Source organism: Chryseobacterium proteolyticum (genome assembly GCF_046591535.1).
In the GTDB taxonomy this organism is placed as follows: domain Bacteria; phylum Bacteroidota; class Bacteroidia; order Flavobacteriales; family Weeksellaceae; genus Chryseobacterium; species Chryseobacterium proteolyticum.
Map to the genome: position 1 here is coordinate 87,735 of NZ_JBJLWK010000002.1, position 18,835 is coordinate 106,569.

Here is an 18,835-nt window from a genome sequence, read left to right on the forward strand (position 1 = left end):
TCTATTTTAAATGTGAACGGAGCATCCAGGCCATTTTCTCATGGGCTTCCAGTAATCCTGTAATGTAGTCGCTTGTCCCTGAATCACGGAATTCCACAGCGAAGTTTTCAATATTTTCACGAAGATGAATGATGATACTTTCGTGGTCGGAAAGAAGCGCTCTGATGTAAGTCAGGCTGTCGTTCGATTCAAGATGGTGCTCAGACAAATGGGTTAATTCAAGATATTCCCTTAAAGTAGCCGGTGCATAATGTCCCAGCGTCCTGATTCTTTCAGCCAGATCATCAATGATGTCGTCCAGCTGCCCGTATTGTGCTTCAAAAAACAGGTGTTTATTGTAAAAATCCGGTCCTTCGACATTCCAATGTGCTTTTCTAGTTTTGGTATACAATACAAATTCGTCTGCTAAAGTGGTAACCAGTACCTCAGCAACTTTTGCTAAATTTTCGTTTTTAATTCCGATTGAAGTTTTCATTTTATAAAATATTTAATAAGTAATAATCAAGTGAATATCTTCCTGCACCCAATGCAAGAATCAGTAACAGGGAAAGGGTGTACATAAAAGGAACATCCCGCACTTCCAATGAATCCTTTCTATGAACCACAAAATATCCGATAGCCGTCACACCAATGGTCGGTAAAACCGCAAGTCTGGTTCCCAATCCTAAAATAATCAGAAACGGAACCACCAGATCAGCAAATGAAGCGACTATGGCATTGAGTTGATCAGGCAATCCCAGAGGATTGGGAATCACTTCCCTTTGTCCGTTTTCCAGTCTGAATTTCTTTAAGCCATGCACTCTGAACAATTGAATCGCAAGGAGTAACCGGAAAACCAGAAATGAAGCATCATTGCATGGTGAGCCTAAATCCGATGAAAGGATCTGTTTTAAAATTTCCATATGTATTGATAGTTAAAAGGCAAAGCACGAACAGCCTAGAGCTCCCCAGAATGTGTGGTAATTATTAACGGGCACATTGCTCATTCTTGCCTGGTTATGGTTATGATGGTGAATATCGCAGCTTCCTGCACAGCTGTGAATTTGTGAGGTCAGCGGGGCTTTTAAATCCTGTTTCGCATTTTTCTCAATTTCTTTCTGAAAATGTCCGCCTGCAGGGTAATATCCGTTGTAAAGATTGGTGGGAGACCAGTCCGGAAGCACAGGAATAGATGGTGGTGCATAAGATGAGAATGTTCCTTTTGCATAGACTATTTTCCCGTCTACAATGGTCATTTCCGCTTCAATATTTTTGATATCTTCATCATCAACCGTGAAATAATCCTGATCAAGAACTGCCAGATCGGCAAACATTCCTACCCTGATATCACCTTTTTTCTGCTGTTCCTGAGAAAACCATGCGCTGCCTTTTGTGTACAGTTCCAATGCGGTTGATCTGTCCAATTTTGATTCATGATACAATTGAAGTCCGCCAACAGTTTTACCTGCGGTCAGCCAATACATGGAAACCCACGGATTGTAGCTGCTTACCCTTGTGGCATCTGAGCCTCCACCTACAGGAACTCCCATTTCCAGCATTTTTTTTTACGGGTGGTGTACTTTCTGCGGCGCCGGAACCATAACGGTCTGCAAAATATTCTCCCTGATAAGCCATTCTGCTCTGGATGGCGATTCCTCCGCCAAGCATTTTTACACGTTCTATATTTTTTTCATCAATGGTTTCTGCATGATCAAAAATCCATGGAAGACCATTAAAAGGAATATCCCGGTTTACTTTTTCAAAAACATTTAAAAAACGGGTGATGCTTTCATTATAGGTTGCATGAAGTCTGAATGGCCAGCGGTTTTCTACCAGTAAACGGACTACTTTTTCGAGATCTGCTTCCATGTTTTCAGGCAGGTCAGGTCTTGGCTGAAGAAAATCTTCAAAATCGGCTGCAGAAAATACCAGCATCTCTCCTGCCCCGTTGTGGCGGTACATATCATCGCCCTGATATAATTTTACGTTGTCGATCCAATCGCTGAAATCTTCAAATTCATGTTTAGGTTTCTGGGTAAAAAGATTATAGGCAATCCTTACGGTAAGCTGTTTTTCCTCATTCAGTTCATTCACTACCTGATAATCATCCGGAAAGTTCTGGAATCCTCCGCCGGCATCAATAACGCTGGTAATTCCGAAGCGGTTCAGTTCTGTCATAAAATGCCTTGTGGAATTCAGCTGGTGTTCGTAAGAAAGCTTCGGGCCTTTTGCCAGTGTTGAGTATAAGATCATGGCATTGGGTGTGGCAATAATCAACCCTGTGGGTTCACCGTTAGCATCTCTTTCAATATGTCCGCCTGCCGGAGCCGGAGTATCTTTGGTAAATCCTACCGCTTTTAATGCAGCTCTGTTCATCAATGCCCTGTCGTATAAATGCAGAATAAAAACTGGTGTTTCGGGGGCGATAGCATTAATTTCCTCCAGAGTAGGCATCCTTCTTTCTGCAAACTGGAATTCGGACCATCCACCTACAACACGAACCCATTGCGGAGAAGGCGTACGGTCTACCTGGTCTTTTAACATTCTGAGCGCATCGGCCAGTGAGGGAACGCCGTCCCATCTTAATTCCAGATTGTAATTCAATCCGCCACGGATCAAATGGATATGAGAATCATTGATTCCCGGTACTACTCTTTTCTTTTTAAGGTCAATCAGTTTTGTGGCCTCATCTGCGAACTGGTCTGCCAATCCGTCATTTCCAACCGCGATAATTTTCCCGTCTTTAATGGCCACTGCAGAAACGTCCGGAGTTTCTTTATTGAAAGTGTGTATTTTTCCGTTGTATATGATAAGATCTGCTTTCATCTTTAATTATTTGGTGTTCAACTTTGAAATAGCTTCCTGAAGTCCTCCTCCGGCAACGGTGAAAAATGACGGTCCGGCCAGCAGAATCAGTTTTTTTAGTTTCATTGTATCGGATAAATGCTGAGCTTTTAAATAAGACTGGGTACGGTAGGCATCAAAAGCGCCCAAAACCACATTTTCTGCCACTAAGGCGGTTGGAGAATCAATTCCGGCATCTTTGATATCACTGGCAAAGGATACGGTATGTACCTGTAGTTTCAAAGCTTCTCTCATGGCAACACTTCCTACTTCTTTCATCAGTTCGGCATCGAAAGAGTTTCTGTTACCCAAGCCTATCAACAGCAATTTTCCGGAGGCAAGGCTTCCTTTCGGAGGATTAATTAATAAGGTTTCTAAAGCGTGTCCTTTGAACTGTCCTTTTTTACGGACTTCTGTAATAATTCCTTTTAATGCCTCATCCAGATGAACCATTCCGTTCAGTTCTTTGGGAAGCGCTGGCGGATTAAAAATATCTCCTTCCGTATACTCGAAAACACAGGCGATCTGTAAATCTGCTTTGGCAGCAGAAGGTCCCTGCACCAGCCCTACAACAGAAATTCCGTCAACAGTTCCCCATGTTTTTGAGGTTCCAATAGCTGTTTTTTCTGCAGCAGCCTGTGCTGAAACGAATTGGGTTCCCGCAGTTGCCAACATCAATGCTGTAAAGAGTGTTTTTGACCAATTGATATATTTTGAAATTGAATTTTGCATAATAAAATGATTTAGTAATGATTAAAATTTGAATCCCAGCCGGATATTCCAGAAAACACCGCTTTTTGCATCCTGAATGATATCTTCAATAAAAGGTCCTTTGTGGAAATACTGAAGTCCGCTCACCAAAGAGAAATGTTTGTTGAAATTATAGGTAAAGCTGGTTAAATAAGCCGTTCCGATATACCTTTTATCTGAGCTGCTTCCGGGACGGTTCAATGCTCCGCTTGGCCGGTAGACACCGTCGTTCAGGGAATATCGCCAGTTGAAGACAACATCCAGCTGCATTTTGAGTCTGGAAGCCAGATCAAGGGTCATATACGGGTGAATATCAATTAAATTGACAGGCCCCACCTGCGGGCTGAAGCCGAAATAGCCACCTTTCGGATATAAAGGATTAAATGTACTGAGCTTTCCGTCGTTTTTTGAATGATCTCCCGATATATAGTCGTTTCTCAGATTGATGCTTGGGCTGAATCTAACGTTTTCAAAGAGATATCCTACATCCACAGATCCCGTCCAGGCACTAATATTATCGTTTCCAAAGCGTCCGAACTGATAGGCAGCTTCCAGGTTATAGATAAATCCGCCGCCATATTTCCAGAGTCTTCCGCCAACTGTGTGACGCTTTTCTCTTGCTGTTCCGGCTTCAAAAACAGATTCGTCTCTACGGATTCCGAGATAATACAGATCCAGATTTCCGGCTTCAGGAATAATAATTTTGGAATAAAGTCCCCAAAGATTAAGCTGCTTTGAAACGGTATTATCAAAAACTCCGGTCCTGACAGAGTCTGCCATCATCGCAAAAGCATCTAAAGAAACATTTTTATAGGAATACATGATTTTGGCTCCTGTAAAAGACAACCTTGCATTCGGCCCTTCCCTTACAGAAATTAATCTACCGGAACCGTAGTCCATCTCCTGTCTTCCCAGTCTCACTGTCAGCTTCTGATCTTCCCTGTTCACCAAACCTGCATCCAGAAAGAGATTCTGAATACTCAGCTGGTCTTCATCAATGCCTCTTGATCCATTTTTCCGCCCATTCTGCAAAGCACTTCTGATCTGTGAGAATATTCTGAAGTTTTTCCCGAAATGCCAGTCTGCATGAAGATCATAGCGTTGGAGAAAAAAGTCGTTGTGTCCTATGTTAAGCCTTCCCCAATCTTCGTTGTTGAAATCCACATATTCATACCTTGCCTCGCCACCCAATGAGAGATAGATGTCTTTCTTTTCATTGATAGGGAGATATTTAATGTTATCATAAAAGCTTTTGGTGGAATCTTTCAGATATTCATAATTTTCGTCATACCTCAGAAGTTTAAAGCTCTGGGATGAGAACGTTTCAGAACATAAAAAAACTGTTATGATAAAAGCTTTTAAGAACAGTATTGAAGGTGCAGATTTCAACATTGAAAATGGTATATTATATTTTAATGATTCAGCATATGATGAGCATAATGGATTCCTAATCCGTACGAAGCACCATATTTTTTCATCAGATCAGTTACAGGACCATAGGTTTCCTGACGTGCCCAGTCTCTCTGAAGTTCCAGGATATACTGAATGGAAGTCATAGGCTTTACTCCTGAATGGATCATTCTCTGTACGGCTCTTTCATGCGCTTCATCACTTACGTCTCCGCAGGCATCGGTAATGACATACACGTCATAGCCTTCCTCAAGTGCAGACAAAGCTGGTCCTACGATACATACACCTGTCCAAAGCCCTGCGAAAACCAGTTTTTGCTTCTGGGTTGCTGTAATAGCTTTATATGCGGCTTCATCTTCCCATGTATTCATAGTAGTTCTGTCGATATACCCTGAGGTTGCCATAGGATATGCTTCCTCAATTTCCGGGAAAACAGGACCTGAAAAGCTTTGTTCTGCAACCGTAGTAATGATGGTCGGAACATTGAATATTTTGGATGCTCCACACAGTACTGCTACATTATTACGCAGTTCGTTCATAGAAATACTTTTGGTTGCAAATGCCATTTGTCCTTCGAAATCAATAAGTACCAGTGCATGATTTTCAGGGGAAAGAAGTTTTGATGATGGTTTCATAAAGTTTATTTAGATATTTTATTGTTTATATTTTATTGTTTAAGAAATTTCAATAACTCTTCATTGAATTTGTCTTTTTCTTCGAGGAACAGTGCATGTCCGCTGTTTTCAAAAGGAATAAGCTTAGATCCTTTAATAGCTTTGTTCATTTGCTCTGCTAAAGCATAAGCCACTATCTTGTCCTGTTTTGCCTGCATGATAAGGGTCGGAATCTTGATTTTAGGTAAATCTCCACGAAGGTCTTCGTCTCTTAAAGCGATTAACGCCTGCTCCATTGCATAAGCGGATGACTGCATTTCAATCCCTCCAAGCCAGGTTCCTATACCTGGTGAAACAGAAGTTGCGGATAAAACAAATCTTTCACCTATAGTGTTCAGTAATCCCGGTCTGTCTACGCTTACAAGGTCTATCCATTTGGTAATATCTTCTTTTGTAAATAGCGGATAAGGATAATCCGGTTTTTTGGTATGAACAGGTGCAGCAGCAGCGAATAATGCCAGTTTACTGACATGGGCACTGTTGTATTTCGCCACGTAATGCAAAGCAATCGCACCACCCATAGAATGGCCGCCCAACGTAGCATCTTTGATATCCAATTTGTCTAAAACAGTTTTGATATCAGAAGCAAACTGGTCATAATCATATTTTCCATAAGGCTTGTCCGACTGTCCGAACCCTCTCAGAGTGATTCCTATAACCCGATAACCCGCTTTAATTAAAGGAAGATACTGGTACTCCCATGAAGCATCACTTACCGGATAACCGTGGATTAAAACAACCGGCTTACCTTCTCCAAGGTCGGAAACATGAAGCCTTACATTAGGTTCCACTTCGATATATTCTGCTCTGGCTTTTGTGGATTTTGCCGTATTTTGTGCGTTAATATTGGTAAGGAATACCGCTGACAATAAAACGGCAGTACCAAAAATTGTTTTTAGTTTCATAATGATGATATTTTTAATGGCTGATTTTTGACAGATTTATTGTAAACATGTCAAAGTGGTATTGAATCAGCTGCCTTCCCTAAAAGGATCTCCATTTAAAAAGAAGACAGCAGATTTGAAAAAGAAATTATCTTTTTAGTAAATATTTATGCTGCCCTTCCAGAACGAGTTCAGATTTTTGGTTATAGACTCTCACTTTTGTGGTCACTATACCTCTGTCTTCCTGTGGCGTTAAATCGGTGATTTCCAACGAAGAATACAACGTATCTCCTGAATGTACCTCTTTCAAAAAATGGCATGATAATTCTAAAAAAGCAATAAAAACACTTCCGAAGTAATGAGGCAAAAGAGTCGCGCCCGGTGCGGTAAAAGCCAATACCTGCAAACCGTGAACTACCGGAGCTTCATGGCCATATCTTTTTGCATATTCCACATCGTAATGAATCGGATGATTATCACAGGAAACCGTTTGAAAAGCTGAAGCATGTGCATCAGTAAGAGTTCTGCTTGGCGCCCTGAACAATTCACCTACTTTCAGTTCGTCAAACGTACGGGCAGGAACAATAGCAAAATCTTCAGGATTGAATTCCGCTTCGTGAGTTTTTGAGTTTTCCATATATTTTGGATTTGAATGGAATGATAATTATTCAGCAATAAATTCCAAAAGGTCTTTATTAATGGTTTGATGCTCTGTAGTGGGCATTCCGTGAGGGAACCCCGGATATGTGATCAGTTTTCCGTTCTTTAGTAATTTAATTGATTTTAATGCCGCATTGGCAATAGGGACGATTTGGTCATCCTCACCATGCATCACCAAAACAGGAATATCCACAGCTTTTAAATCTTCGGTTAAATCTGTTTCTGAAAAAGCTTTGATCCCGTCATAATGAGCAACAATTCCTCCCATCAATCCTTGTCTCCACCAGTTTCTCTGAACTCCGTCCTTTACACTCGCTCCTTCTCTGTTATAGCCATAGAAAGGGAAAGTAAGATCATAATAAAACTGGTTTCTGTTGTTCATCGTCTGTTCTCTGATATCATCAAAAACTGACATCGGAACACCGTCAGGATTATTTTCACTCTTAACCATTACCGGCGGAATGGCACTGATCAGAACCGCTTTCTTAGCTCTTCCGTTTGCATATTTGTTAACATAACGGATCACTTCTCCACCTCCTGTTGAATGCCCGATGTGTACAACATCTTTCAGATCTAAAAATTCAACCAGTTCTGCAGCATCAGAAGCGTATTGTTCAATAGTATGATTGTAGATATTCTGGCTGGAGCGTCCGTGGCCTCTTCTGTCGTGGGTAACCACTCTGTAGCCTTTCTGTAAAAAGAAAATTACCTGTGCATCCCAGTCATCAGATGATAATGGCCACCCGTGGTGAAACATCAAGACAGGTCCTTGTCCCTGATCTTTGTAAAAAATTTCTGTTCCGTCTTTTAATGTTAATGTGCTCATTGTTGTATTATTTTTTGAATTAAACTTATGAGCATAATGCCAAAAAATAACCCAAAACAACAAAACACCTGATTTACAGAATATTATTTAAAATATCATAATAAAAAAAACTACGAAATATCGTAGTTTTATGATTGCATTATTTAGTTTTGTATAAAGAAAGTTCAATGGAAGTAAATTCCATTAAAATTCCGATCATAAATAAACAAAAGCCTTTGAGGTTCCAAAGGCTTTTCTATTGTTTGCTATTTGATTCTTATTGCTGTTTTACAAACTGTAAATCGCCCGCAAGTTTCACCTCATCGCTTACCATTACTCCTCCGCCCTCAAGCGCAGCATGCCAGGTAAGTCCGAAATCTTTTCTATTGATTTTCCCTTCAAAAGAAAATCCGGCTCTTATATTTCCGTAAGGATCTGTTTTAATTCCGTTGAAATCCACATCAAGAGTAATTGGTTTTGTAATGTGGTTAATGGTAAGATCACCCTTTACTTCATTGCTTAATGCAGAAGCTTCAAAAGTGATTACCGGATGTACTTCAACATTAAAAAAGTCTGCCGATTTCAGGTGATTGTCTCTGTCGGTATTGTATGTAGATATAGAATCTGTCTGAATAGTTGCTACTGTTTTTACATTGGTAAAAGTATCGTCTTCTGCTTCAAGCTGCACATCAAAATTGGTGAAATTTCCTTTGACATTTGAAATCATCATATGTCTTACCTTGAAAGTTATTTCACTGTGTGTTGGGTCTAGGTTCCATTTTGTAGCCATTGTAATTATATTTTAAAGGTTATTTATATCACAAATTTACAGGCATCCAAGTCTGGAAGTTGTTGATATTTGATAATAAATATTTTGCATCAAATTGATTCAATGATTTATTTTGATAACGGATTTGATAATAACTTTTAATGACCAGATAATTTTCATTAAATTCGTAAATCAAGAAATCAGTTCAGGACCTAACTATGAATATCAATCAGGACAGTTTTTTTAATTCTTTTCAGTTATATCGAAGCTCACAGCTCATCCACATTAAGTTCTGATGACAAAAAATTTATTCGAGAGTTATTTGTTTACAAAAAAATTGAAAAAAAACAGTTTTTTCTAAAGCAGGGAGAAATTTGCAAATACTGTGGTTTCATCATTAAGGGAGCAATGAAACAATATTCTGTGGACGACTCTGGAAAGGAAAATGTCATCAACCTTTATCTGGAAAACTGGTGGGTAGCTGATCGAGAAAGTCTATTAGGCTCAAAACCGTCCATTTATACTATTGAAGCCTATGAGGATACTGAGATGTTGATGATTTCAAAAGAAGACATTAACGAAATGACAAAAGTTCCGGCTTTAAATGAATTGACAAAACGATTGGATATGAACCACGGCATAGCGATGCAAAATCGCATCAATAATGCAATAAGCCTTTCCGCAGCAGAACGTTATCATAATCTTTTTAAAACTCATCCTGCATTTTTACAAAGATTTCCACAACATCTTATTGCATCGTATTTGGGAATTACAAAAGAAACTTTAAGCCGTATCCGTAAACAGAAATAGATTTGAGAAAAATTTAATAAGAATCACCAATTAAATAGTTAACGTTATTTTGAGCGTTAATAATTAAATCAAGCAAGCTATGATTGTTTATCATGCTCTCCCATTCTTGATAGAATCACTCTTCTCAGTCTATCTTCATTCTCGTCGCCCCAACCGCCTAATACAGAAATTACAGGAATTAGTGTCTTACCAAAATCTGTGAGTGAATATTCAACTTTGGGAGGGACCTGAGCATAGATTTTTTTAGTGACAAGTTCATGCTCTTCAAGTTCCTTTAATTGAATATTTAATACACGCCTTGATGCATCCGGAATTTTACGCTGTAATTCACTTGGACGCAGATGTCCCTGATAGATAAACCATAGCAGGCGGATTTTCCACTTGCCATAAAGGACTTCACCAATAAGGTCAAGGCCACAATTTAAATTCAAAGGTATTTTTCTTTCATGCATATACAAATGTAGCCCAATGTACCAAATTGTACAATAGGGGAATAAATTATCCCTATGCAATTCGATTTTCCGTTATTGCCTAAAATAGTGATACTTCGGAAATTTGTATCAAAGAATTAGACAATGGAAAATCAATTTAATTACAACAATGAACTTCAAGGTAAAATTGCCTTGGTAACAGGAGGAACAAAAGGGGCCGGACAAGCCATAGCAGAGAGATTGCTACAAGCCGGTGCAAAGGTTATTATTACAGCGAGAAACAAGCCTGAAAAAGAAAATGAAAACCTGCATTTTATTTCGGCCGATTTAAGTACAGCTCAAGGAACACAAAATGTCATCAGCGAAGTGCTGTCTACTTATGGCAGACTCGACATTCTTGTGAACAACCTTGGTTCTTCATCAACACCTGCGGGAGGTTTCATTGCACTAAACGATGAAGATTGGGAATCAACTCTTCGAGCCAATCTGCTTGCTCCGGTCAGACTGGACAGAGGGTTTTTACCGCAAATGATAGAGCGCAAAAGCGGTGTTATTATTCATATTGCTTCAATCCAGGGTAAACTGCCGTTGTATGATTCTACTTTGCCGTATGCAGCTGCAAAGGCAGCATTGATCAATTACAGTAAAAGTTTGTCAAATGAAGTAACCCCCAAAGGTGTCCGCGTGCTGACTGTTTCACCGGGATGGATCAATACAACGGCGTCCACAGCGTGGCTGGGTGAGATTGCAAGAAATGCAAATAGTACAGAAGAAGAGGCCATGCAAAGTGTTATGGATGCATTGGGTGGAATACCTTACGGCAGACCCGCAGAACCGGGAGAAGTTGCTGAATTAGTAGGTTTCCTAGTTTCACCAAGAGCCAGCTATTTAACCGGAACTGAATTTGTAATCGATGGTGGCACAGTGCCAACAGTTTAATCATCTTAAAAAAATAAAAAATGAACCTACCAAAAGTTATCACAGATTTAATCGAAGCCCAAAACAATTTTGACAGTATTGCTTATGCCAATTGTTTTAATGAAAATGCAGAAGTATTTGATGAAGGCAAAACACATAACGGAAAAACCGAAATTGAAAAATGGATTGATAAAGCCAACAAAGATTACAATGCTACTATGAAGCCTTTAGACTATAATGAAAATGAAAATATTTTATCGGCAGAAGTTTTAGGAGACTTTCCTGGCAGCCCTATTGTTTTGAAGTATCATTTTCAATTGTCTGACGGATATATTCAATCATTGAAAGTAACGGGCTAATATAATAACCGATACAATTAATTAAAGCTGGAGATTTCACTTCAGCTTTTTGGTTTGTAAATACTGCTATTCATTCTCTTTTAATAAAAAATGGCTACCATGGGTAGCCATTTTTTTAAATATTTTTATGATATTTCAATCCTTCTTGGTGGTTTCTGCTTTGCATCTTCCTTCTTAGGAATAGTAAGCATAAGCAATCCGTTTTCATATTTCGCGTTAATGTTATCCTGGTCAACAACATTTTTCGGAAGCTCAAAACTACGCTGGAAGGACTGATAACTGAACTCTCTTCGGGTGAAGTTCTCTTCTTTTGTTTCACTACTGTCCTGTTTCATGGATGAAATGGTCAGCAGGTTACCATCAAGGCTGATATCAAAATCATTCTTATCCATTCCGGGTGCAGCAACCTGAACCTCATACGCATCTCCGTTTTCCTTTATATTTACCGATGGTACGGTTGTACTGGTAGATGAGTAATTGTTATTACCCCAGTTAAAAAGTTCACGACTAAAAAAATCATCAAAGATGTTTGAAATGCCTAAATTGCTGTTTCCGTTTCTTTTCATTAGATTATTCATAGTAATCTCTTTTTAAATAAGTTTAACAATTATTTAATAACACATCAGCTGGCCAGCTGTATCTAAAAACCAGCAAAAAAAATACCACCGGATAAATGGTGATATTTTTTCAGAATTTCTGTCAAAATTTCATTTTTGTGACACAAAATGAGTCCTGATTGTAATCCCATATCTCTCATTTCTTATTTTAAGTGCGTACAGATTTACGAATCTTAACGAATGCACCGCAACTGATCCAAAAGGTGGATAATAATAGAGACAAGCAGGTAATACCTAATCCGGCTTTATACAGATCATATCCTACCATATCGGATTTATAGGCAATAGATAGTGCCAGGATCCCAAATTCCCCGGTCTGAGAAAGCAATGCTCCACCATAAAAACTGTCTTTCCAGCTGAAGTTCAGAATCCGAAAGAAAACGGATGACATAATACTATTGCTTATTAAAACGACCAAAGTACCGATACCAATCAGCATATAATTGGATAAAAGATAATTTATATCCAGTCTTAGACCAATGGATACAAAAAAAAAGTGAAATAAAGAAAACCTTGAAGGGCAATAAAGAGTTTTCAAGCCAGTGGAATGCCTGTATTTTTCCAACCAGAACTCCTGCTATAAAACTTCCCAATGCGGCACTCAGACCAATGGTTTCCGCAATAAGACCAAAGCCAAGACAGATAAAAAGGCCAAAAAAAAACCTGCAGATCATGGTCATTTTCAAGAAAAGTACTTGAAATTCTGATCTCCCTTAAATTTCTGACCTTCCTGAATATTAAAAAAATACCGATGCATAAAGCTAAAGGAAGCACAAAGTTAAAGATGTTGAATTCTTCACCACTCCAGAACTTCAGCAGGGTCAGTACCGGAGCAAGAAGAAGGTCCTGCAATAACAGGATATTGAGTATAATTATTCCAAAGGCGGTATTTAACGTTCCATGCCTCTTCATAAAATCGACAACAACTGCTGTACTGTTGAACATGAAAAGGATGGCAATCAGGAGAATACTTTTATAGTCCAGGTGAAGTATCCCTCCTAGGAGATAGGCAAATACAAAGCTCAGCAACACTTTAATACTCTGCGCCATCACAGGCTTAATAATAAGACTTCTTTTATTCGGAATATTGATTTCCATTCCGATGAAGAACATCAGCAACAATATCCCGATCTCGCCAATAACTTCTATTTCATCTGGTTTATCTACAATTCTGAAAACATAGGGTCCCAACAATACCCCGGCAATAATATAAGCGATAAGATAGGGCTGCTTAAGTTTTTTCAGCAAAAACATCAGACCTAAAATTGTCATACACAAAACACATACTGTCCAAAGCATATCTCTATAACTATTAGGGTTTAAATATTTCAATCTTTAGATTCAAACAAGTAAAATCCGTTTAAACGGCAGTGTAAAGGTAGCTGGCCGGCTATGTGGAAAGTCAACAAAAAAAAATACCAGTCGATATGCTATGATATTTTTTCTGAAATACTGTCAAAATTTCATGGTTCCTGGCTGCTAAGATTTATTGAGGGAGGCATTCAACATACATTAATTAACTGATTATCAAAAATATATTCGTACCTTACACCCATAAATCTAATTGTTTGCAAAGAGCGGATAATTTTATAATTCCAGCATATGCAAACCACCGCAGTACAACCGCAGCCTTTATCCCACAAATCAGATAATAACCCGTCTTCCCAGATCCGAATTGCTTATTTTATCATGGTACACCACAAGCCGGAAATATTTAAGGCAATGTTCGAAAAAATCTACACCCGTGATCAGTTTTACCTGGTTCATATAGACCGGAAAGCCAAAGAAGAGTTTACCGAGGAAATCCAGCAGTATCTGGTACATTTTCCCAACGTTTATATTCTGGAAAGCATAAATATCGTAGCTGGCGGATTCAGTATGATTCAGGCAGAACTTAATGCCATGGAATACTTACTTAATGTGAACGCAGAATGGGATTATTTTGTCAACCTAAGCGGAGAAGATTATCCGCTTAAATCACAAAATATTATCCGTCAGTTTCTCACAGTAAATAATGGCAGGAACTATCTTTTTTATTATGATCAGAAGTTTTACAGACCTGCTACGCTTCAGAGGATACAGAACCACTTCACGGAACTCACCCATAAAATCTCCTCAATGATTTATAAAAGGGCATTCATGGACGGTGTTACTCCTTATATCGGCGGAAAATGGTTTATGTTCACCCGAGAAACATGTTCCTTTTTAACCAATAACAAACGGGTAATGGATTTTGAGGATTATTATTTACATACGCTCTTACCTGCAGAATCATTTTTTCAGACCGTGCTCATGAATACGGTTTTTAAAGATATTATTGTAAATGATGATAAAAGGGCATCTATTGAAAAATCTTTTTTTAACAGGGATCAATCCCAAAATCATCTTATCGGATTATTAAAAACTACTAACCAGCTTTTTATCCGAAAGTTAAATCATGAGATCCATCAAAATATTCTTAAATATATTGATGAAACTTACGACCTTCCACTAACTGAAGTGAACGAGGTGGAAAGAGAACTAAAAAGGGATGAGCATAACGATAAATGGTCATAATACATTGAAAAGCTAGTCGGAATGGTTGTTTCGTAAAAAATGCAGTCCGGGTTATAACCCATTTCACAAAAAATACAGGATTATTACATTATGATACAATGACTAGCTTTTGAGAATTGTGCGTACTTAATGATATGAAGAAGTACAATTGTTTCCCTGCCTATTGTTTTCCGGAATTTTCACCCTGAAATACATTGGTATTAAAATTAAATGTGCAGTTATTTGTTAAAATATGAATTTTGAGATTTTCCACATAAACAGGATTTCCTTTTTTGACGTTATCCGTATTTGTTTGTCCAATATCTTTCGCATCCATTATCCACACTGATCCCGATCCGAAACAGCTTGCATTAGCCCCTCTTTCTATAAGCAGAGCCGTGTCTTCCCCCAGACCGATCCCCCAGCAATTTTGATGTAAGATTATGGCGTGTGCAAGCCTCCCGAAACGTGCCCGATGTACAAAATGTGTATCGACAATACAATTTTCTATAAACCCCAACCCGGCACCTAATTCAATATCATGTTCCAGAATAGCTTCCCCGTTGATGGCTTCGAGAATGACTATTTTAGGGATACACATTGCTCCTGCACTCGTTCCTGCAATCATAAAATCCTCCTCTTCAAAGTATTTTTTCTTTAGCATATCTGTGAGAACGGATTGTGTTAAATATTCACAGATACGGTTTTGATCTCCTCCGGTAAAAAATACAGCTTTGGCAGCCTCCAATCTTTTTAAGTAATAATCTGTATGGCAATGATCATCGGCTATATGAAGAAAATCAAAATTTGTGAATCCGATTTCTTGAAAGGTTTTCATATACGTTTTCTTTGCATCATCCGGTTCAGAGGTGGCTGCTGTGATCACTTCTATCCGGTCATCTTTAGATTTTACAAGCAATTTAAGAATCTCATAAGGAGAAAAATCATTATTTTTTCCCTTCATTTCAGGATCATTTCCATCCTTATCTTCTTTACCGCCTATAATTAGTAATTTTCCTTTGGGTGTCATTTTAAACCGTATTTAATTAGTAGTTATTGAATATTATTTCTATTGATAAAATTTAAATTATAATGAAGTAAATCATCCTTATCCGATTTCCACTAAATAAATTAAGTGTGGCTCCTCCTGTAAGGATATGTCCTTGTAAATTTTTGGCATAAACAGATGCTCCTGCTTTTAATCTTCTATTTTTTATATTTCTGGCATTGACAACCATTACAGTACCTTTACCTAAACATGAAACTTTGTAGCCTTTATCAATAATTAATGCCATTCCTCTGTTTAAACCAATGCCTAAGCATTCCTTATTAGCTATGATTGCTTTTACAAGACCTTTACATCTTTCACCATGTTGAAACTTTGTATCTATGATACAGTTATGTATAAATCCAAGACCGGTACCAGTTCCTCCTTCACTTAATATAACCCTTGAGATGCACATGGCCCCGGCATCTATTCCCACAATGGTAAAATCCTCCTCATCATGGTACCTCTTAAGTAAAAGCTCCATTATTGCTGATCTCTTCATCATTTTCCATATTTCAGGCTCTCCACCGGCCAAGAAAACAACTTTAGCTTCACTTATCTTTGTATAATAATTGTGAAAATCTTCGGTATGCTGAACATTTATTATCCCAAAGTTGCTATACCCCTCTGCTTGTAGCATTTTAATTAGTCTTTCGTTAGCGCATCCGCCAGAATTGGAAGTTGTAAGGATTTCGAGACGACTATCCTTTTCCTCTGGCAAGAAGCTGAAAATTTCAGACGGAAAATCTGGTGATGTAACTTCATTTTTAGCATCATGGAAAATACCCATGTCAGTACCTCTCATGATTATAAGTCTACCTTTTGGATTCATAATAAATAGTGATTAATTCCCTATCTCACGACAGCACTATCTTTTGTAAGTTTCGTCGTGTCTGAGATTTCGTTTAGTGTTTGGATCGTATCTGATTTTTTGTCGTTCACAGTCTCTTTTTTATTGGACTGATCAATATACTGTGTTTCAGATTTTGTACATGCCGACAAAACCGACAACAGGAATAAAAACTGTATCAAGTATTTCATAATAATGGGATTTGATAATAGCAAACCTAGCCATTGAAAAAAGAAAAATATATGATCAAAATCACAAAACAATTAAAAAAATTAACCAAAACAATAAACTACACATTGAAAATAAATTTATTATGACATGAATCATAAAGATGTAAATTAAGAACTCTATACCTTTGAATCACACACCACAAAATTTAATATTATGAAATCATTTTTTTTAGTAACCGTTTTGGCGGGTAGCCTCGTCGTCAGTTGTACAAAAGAAAGACAACAACCTCAAGACACACAAACCGACAAAATCAATACCGGCGATAGTATGGTTTCCGGTACTGCTCAAGTCACCCCGGATTCAGGAGACCAGACACTTCCTATGGACAGTACAGCCTACGATGTAGATTCAATTAAAAACAGCAAATAGTTTTTTAAACGAGTATTTTATCTAATCAAAAAGACGTTTCATTTGTACTTGAAAAAAGTAACAGATTCTTTCATAATATCTTTTTGTTAGATAAAGAAATTATTTTTTCAATTAACAACCCGTAATAATATTTCATTATGGCAGAATCTTCATTATTCAATCAGACCGGTATACAAATTACATTATTATTAATGTTAATGATTATTATTGCAGGTTTAGTAGTACTTATCTTCAAATTTTTGGCTATTTACGGACGTATTTTAAGGAGGAAAGAATTGCTCGAAACTCAAAAAAAAAATACAAAATATGTCTGCTGAAGAGCTCCATATTTATGAAGAAAGAGAAAAAGCCATCAATTTTCTGCCTGAGGAGAATCTACTTTCGGGTACTTTGCCTCCCAGGGACGAAAAAGGTGTCATACAAAATGTTAATTCTGTAGATGAATTACGTGTCTTTCCTACTAAAAGAAGGACATCTTCTTTTCAACAGTATATTTCACCGGAGCTCAGCAAATTGATTATTTATTTCTTAGGTACAGCGATCTTTTGGCTTGTGGCCGGGACTACTTTCGGATTATATGCAGGGATCAAGTATGTGGCACCTGATGTAGAGCATATCGGCTGGCTTAGTTTTGGGAGGTTACGTCCTGCGCATACCAATGCCGTATTTTGGGGATGGGCCTCCCTGGCAATGATAGGGCTTTCATACTATGTAGTTACAAGAGTAAGCAATATAGAGAATTACAATATAAAACAAGGTTATTTGTCCCTGATATTGGTTAATATAGCAGTACTTGCAGGAACTATCTCGTTATTTGCCGGGGTGAATAATGGTGGTGGTGAATACAGAGAATATATTTGGCCTATTATGATCACATTTGGAGCAGGTGTTGCAATTTCTGCACATAATTTATTCAAGCCTGTTGTAAAAAGAACCGTTACGGAAATTTATATTTCGAATTGGTATATCATTTCAGGATTTATGTTTATTGTCATTGTTATTCTCGTCGGATACATTCCCATATGGCAGGACGGCGTAGGGGAAACAATTACACAAGGATATTATATGCATCAGGCAATTGGAATGTGGTTTATGCTGATCAATCTGGGGCTGATGTATTATTTTCTTCCTCAACAGCTTAATAAACCTATTTATTCTTACAGCTTGGGTGCCCTGGCTTTCTGGACCCACCTTTTATTCTATACTTTAATTGGTACCCACCATTTTATTTTCAGCGCTATTCCATGGCGGCTACAGACTACGGCTATTGTTGCCAGTGTAGGTATGCTAATCCCGGTAGCTGCGGGAACAACTAATTTCTTACTCACATTTAATGGTGCATGGTATCAGTTAAAAAATAGTTATACGCTTCCTTTCTATTTTATGGCGATCATATTTTATTTTACAGGGTCGTTTCAGGGAACTGTTGAAGCGTTCAGATATACCAATCTGCTTTGGCATTTTACAGACTTTACGGTCTCCCATTCCCATCTTACCATGTATGGAATTATCACGTTTATGTTATGGGGTTTTTCTTACACCTTACTTCCAAGGCTCACCGGAAAAGAGCCTCCAAAAGTCCTCGTAGGCATACATTTCTGGCTGGCCTTAATCGGATTGCTCATGTATGTGATCGCATTAATGATAGGCGGAACTCAAACCGGAATGATGTGGATGAAAAAGAAACCCTTTATAGACGGAGTGATCAATATGTTTCCATTCTGGTTATGGAGGGCTATTGGAGGAACAATGATGTGGGTTGCACATCTGATTTTTGCCTACAATTTTTACAGAATGGTAAGGGTAAAAAATGACATTAAAATTCCAAGGACTCCTGCGGAAATACTGGCTGTCAAAAAACAGCTTACAAACAATGAGTTTAACACCTAAAA

23 protein-coding genes and 1 pseudogene are annotated in these 18,835 nt (G+C 38.1%); 6 read left to right on the forward strand and 18 right to left on the reverse strand.

Annotation, left to right across the window (positions count from 1 at the left end; genetic code table 11):
• Position 1: 1 nt before the first annotated feature.
• The 11 genes from ACJ5H0_RS06265 to ACJ5H0_RS06315 all read right to left on the reverse strand — a co-directional run bounded on the left by ACJ5H0_RS06265 (position 2) and on the right by ACJ5H0_RS06315 (position 8,796).
• Complete coding sequence (locus ACJ5H0_RS06265; RefSeq protein ID WP_273648465.1) at positions 2 to 475, reverse strand: Dps family protein; 474 nt, start codon at positions 473 to 475, stop codon at positions 2 to 4.
• 1 nt (position 476) lies between these two features.
• Positions 477 to 902, reverse strand: coding sequence for a DoxX family protein (locus ACJ5H0_RS06270; protein ID WP_411248200.1), 426 nt, complete (start codon positions 900 to 902; stop codon positions 477 to 479).
• Positions 903 to 914: 12 nt separating this feature from the next.
• Positions 915 to 1,529, reverse strand: coding sequence for an amidohydrolase family protein (locus tag ACJ5H0_RS06275; RefSeq protein ID WP_411248202.1), 615 nt, complete (start codon positions 1,527 to 1,529; stop codon positions 915 to 917).
• On the reverse strand, positions 1,441 to 2,805 hold the full coding sequence (locus ACJ5H0_RS06280) for an amidohydrolase (protein ID WP_411248204.1): 1,365 nt from the start codon (positions 2,803 to 2,805) through the stop codon (positions 1,441 to 1,443). Before ACJ5H0_RS06280 ends, ACJ5H0_RS06275 begins: the two co-directional genes overlap by 89 nt.
• 6 nt (positions 2,806 to 2,811) lie before the next feature.
• Complete coding sequence (locus tag ACJ5H0_RS06285; RefSeq protein ID WP_411248206.1) at positions 2,812 to 3,555, reverse strand: M17 family peptidase N-terminal domain-containing protein; 744 nt, start codon at positions 3,553 to 3,555, stop codon at positions 2,812 to 2,814.
• Positions 3,556 to 3,576: 21 nt separating this feature from the next.
• Positions 3,577 to 4,965: an alginate export family protein gene (locus tag ACJ5H0_RS06290; RefSeq protein ID WP_411248208.1), complete on the reverse strand. Its 1,389-nt coding sequence runs from the start codon at positions 4,963 to 4,965 to the stop codon at positions 3,577 to 3,579.
• Positions 4,966 to 4,985: 20 nt separating this feature from the next.
• Positions 4,986 to 5,618, reverse strand: a complete 633-nt coding sequence (locus ACJ5H0_RS06295; RefSeq protein WP_411248209.1) for a hydrolase — start codon at positions 5,616 to 5,618, stop codon at positions 4,986 to 4,988.
• A gap of 32 nt (positions 5,619 to 5,650) precedes the next feature.
• On the reverse strand, positions 5,651 to 6,562 hold the full coding sequence (locus tag ACJ5H0_RS06300; RefSeq protein WP_411248211.1) for an alpha/beta fold hydrolase: 912 nt from the start codon (positions 6,560 to 6,562) through the stop codon (positions 5,651 to 5,653).
• A gap of 127 nt (positions 6,563 to 6,689) precedes the next feature.
• Entirely contained in the window at positions 6,690 to 7,178 is a 489-nt protein-coding gene (locus tag ACJ5H0_RS06305) for a MaoC family dehydratase (RefSeq protein WP_172279137.1), read from the reverse strand.
• 27 nt (positions 7,179 to 7,205) lie between these two features.
• Positions 7,206 to 8,027, reverse strand: a complete 822-nt coding sequence (locus ACJ5H0_RS06310; RefSeq protein ID WP_172279139.1) for an alpha/beta fold hydrolase — start codon at positions 8,025 to 8,027, stop codon at positions 7,206 to 7,208.
• A 256-nt stretch (positions 8,028 to 8,283) separates the two neighbouring features.
• Positions 8,284 to 8,796: a YceI family protein gene (locus ACJ5H0_RS06315; protein WP_411248213.1), complete on the reverse strand. Its 513-nt coding sequence runs from the start codon at positions 8,794 to 8,796 to the stop codon at positions 8,284 to 8,286.
• 315 nt (positions 8,797 to 9,111) lie between these two features.
• Here ACJ5H0_RS06315 and ACJ5H0_RS06320 point away from each other — a divergent pair, with 315 nt between their 5' ends.
• On the forward strand, positions 9,112 to 9,585 hold the full coding sequence (locus tag ACJ5H0_RS06320; RefSeq protein ID WP_411249487.1) for a Crp/Fnr family transcriptional regulator: 474 nt from the start codon (positions 9,112 to 9,114) through the stop codon (positions 9,583 to 9,585).
• 77 nt (positions 9,586 to 9,662) lie between these two features.
• On the opposite strand, the gene ACJ5H0_RS06325 is transcribed toward ACJ5H0_RS06320, so the two are convergent.
• On the reverse strand, positions 9,663 to 10,037 hold the full coding sequence (locus tag ACJ5H0_RS06325; protein WP_411248214.1) for a winged helix-turn-helix transcriptional regulator: 375 nt from the start codon (positions 10,035 to 10,037) through the stop codon (positions 9,663 to 9,665).
• Between the two features lie 123 nt (positions 10,038 to 10,160).
• Here ACJ5H0_RS06325 and ACJ5H0_RS06330 point away from each other — a divergent pair, with 123 nt between their 5' ends.
• Both ACJ5H0_RS06330 and ACJ5H0_RS06335 read left to right on the forward strand, forming a co-directional pair.
• Positions 10,161 to 10,955: an SDR family oxidoreductase gene (locus tag ACJ5H0_RS06330; RefSeq protein ID WP_172279147.1), complete on the forward strand. Its 795-nt coding sequence runs from the start codon at positions 10,161 to 10,163 to the stop codon at positions 10,953 to 10,955.
• 20 nt (positions 10,956 to 10,975) lie between these two features.
• Positions 10,976 to 11,293, forward strand: coding sequence for a nuclear transport factor 2 family protein (locus tag ACJ5H0_RS06335; RefSeq protein WP_172279149.1), 318 nt, complete (start codon positions 10,976 to 10,978; stop codon positions 11,291 to 11,293).
• Between the two features lie 125 nt (positions 11,294 to 11,418).
• On the opposite strand, the gene ACJ5H0_RS06340 is transcribed toward ACJ5H0_RS06335, so the two are convergent.
• The 3 genes and pseudogenes from ACJ5H0_RS06340 to ACJ5H0_RS06350 all read right to left on the reverse strand — a co-directional run bounded on the left by ACJ5H0_RS06340 (position 11,419) and on the right by ACJ5H0_RS06350 (position 13,209).
• On the reverse strand, positions 11,419 to 11,871 hold the full coding sequence (locus ACJ5H0_RS06340; RefSeq protein WP_172279151.1) for an Hsp20/alpha crystallin family protein: 453 nt from the start codon (positions 11,869 to 11,871) through the stop codon (positions 11,419 to 11,421).
• A 187-nt stretch (positions 11,872 to 12,058) separates the two neighbouring features.
• Entirely contained in the window at positions 12,059 to 12,349 is a 291-nt protein-coding gene (locus ACJ5H0_RS06345) for a cation:proton antiporter domain-containing protein (RefSeq protein ID WP_411248217.1), read from the reverse strand.
• Positions 12,306 to 13,209, reverse strand: a pseudogene (locus ACJ5H0_RS06350) (cation:proton antiporter). Before ACJ5H0_RS06350 ends, ACJ5H0_RS06345 begins: the two are co-directional and overlap by 44 nt.
• Positions 13,210 to 13,512: 303 nt before the next feature.
• Between ACJ5H0_RS06350 and ACJ5H0_RS06355 the strand changes: the two are divergent.
• Positions 13,513 to 14,466, forward strand: coding sequence for a beta-1,6-N-acetylglucosaminyltransferase (locus tag ACJ5H0_RS06355; protein ID WP_411248219.1), 954 nt, complete (start codon positions 13,513 to 13,515; stop codon positions 14,464 to 14,466).
• A 160-nt stretch (positions 14,467 to 14,626) separates the two neighbouring features.
• Here the strand turns inward: ACJ5H0_RS06355 and ACJ5H0_RS06360 are convergent, their stop codons facing one another.
• The 3 genes from ACJ5H0_RS06360 to ACJ5H0_RS06370 are packed head-to-tail and all read right to left on the reverse strand — an operon-like array spanning position 14,627 to position 16,534.
• A complete protein-coding gene (locus ACJ5H0_RS06360) occupies positions 14,627 to 15,475 on the reverse strand; it encodes a cyanophycinase (protein ID WP_306614626.1) in 849 nt (282 codons plus the stop codon).
• 52 nt (positions 15,476 to 15,527) lie between these two features.
• Positions 15,528 to 16,325 carry a Type 1 glutamine amidotransferase-like domain-containing protein gene (locus ACJ5H0_RS06365; RefSeq protein ID WP_411248221.1) on the reverse strand — a complete coding sequence of 266 codons (798 nt, stop codon included), beginning with the start codon at positions 16,323 to 16,325 and terminating at the stop codon, positions 15,528 to 15,530.
• A gap of 20 nt (positions 16,326 to 16,345) precedes the next feature.
• Positions 16,346 to 16,534, reverse strand: coding sequence for a hypothetical protein (locus tag ACJ5H0_RS06370; RefSeq protein WP_273648479.1), 189 nt, complete (start codon positions 16,532 to 16,534; stop codon positions 16,346 to 16,348).
• A gap of 220 nt (positions 16,535 to 16,754) precedes the next feature.
• Here ACJ5H0_RS06370 and ACJ5H0_RS06375 point away from each other — a divergent pair, with 220 nt between their 5' ends.
• Positions 16,755 to 16,943 (forward strand): hypothetical protein, encoded by a 189-nt coding sequence (locus ACJ5H0_RS06375; RefSeq protein WP_411248223.1) that lies wholly within the window; start codon positions 16,755 to 16,757, stop codon positions 16,941 to 16,943.
• A 306-nt stretch (positions 16,944 to 17,249) separates the two neighbouring features.
• Positions 17,250 to 18,833 (forward strand): cbb3-type cytochrome c oxidase subunit I, encoded by a 1,584-nt coding sequence (locus ACJ5H0_RS06380; RefSeq protein WP_411248224.1) that lies wholly within the window; start codon positions 17,250 to 17,252, stop codon positions 18,831 to 18,833.
• Positions 18,834 to 18,835: the final 2 nt, after the last annotated feature.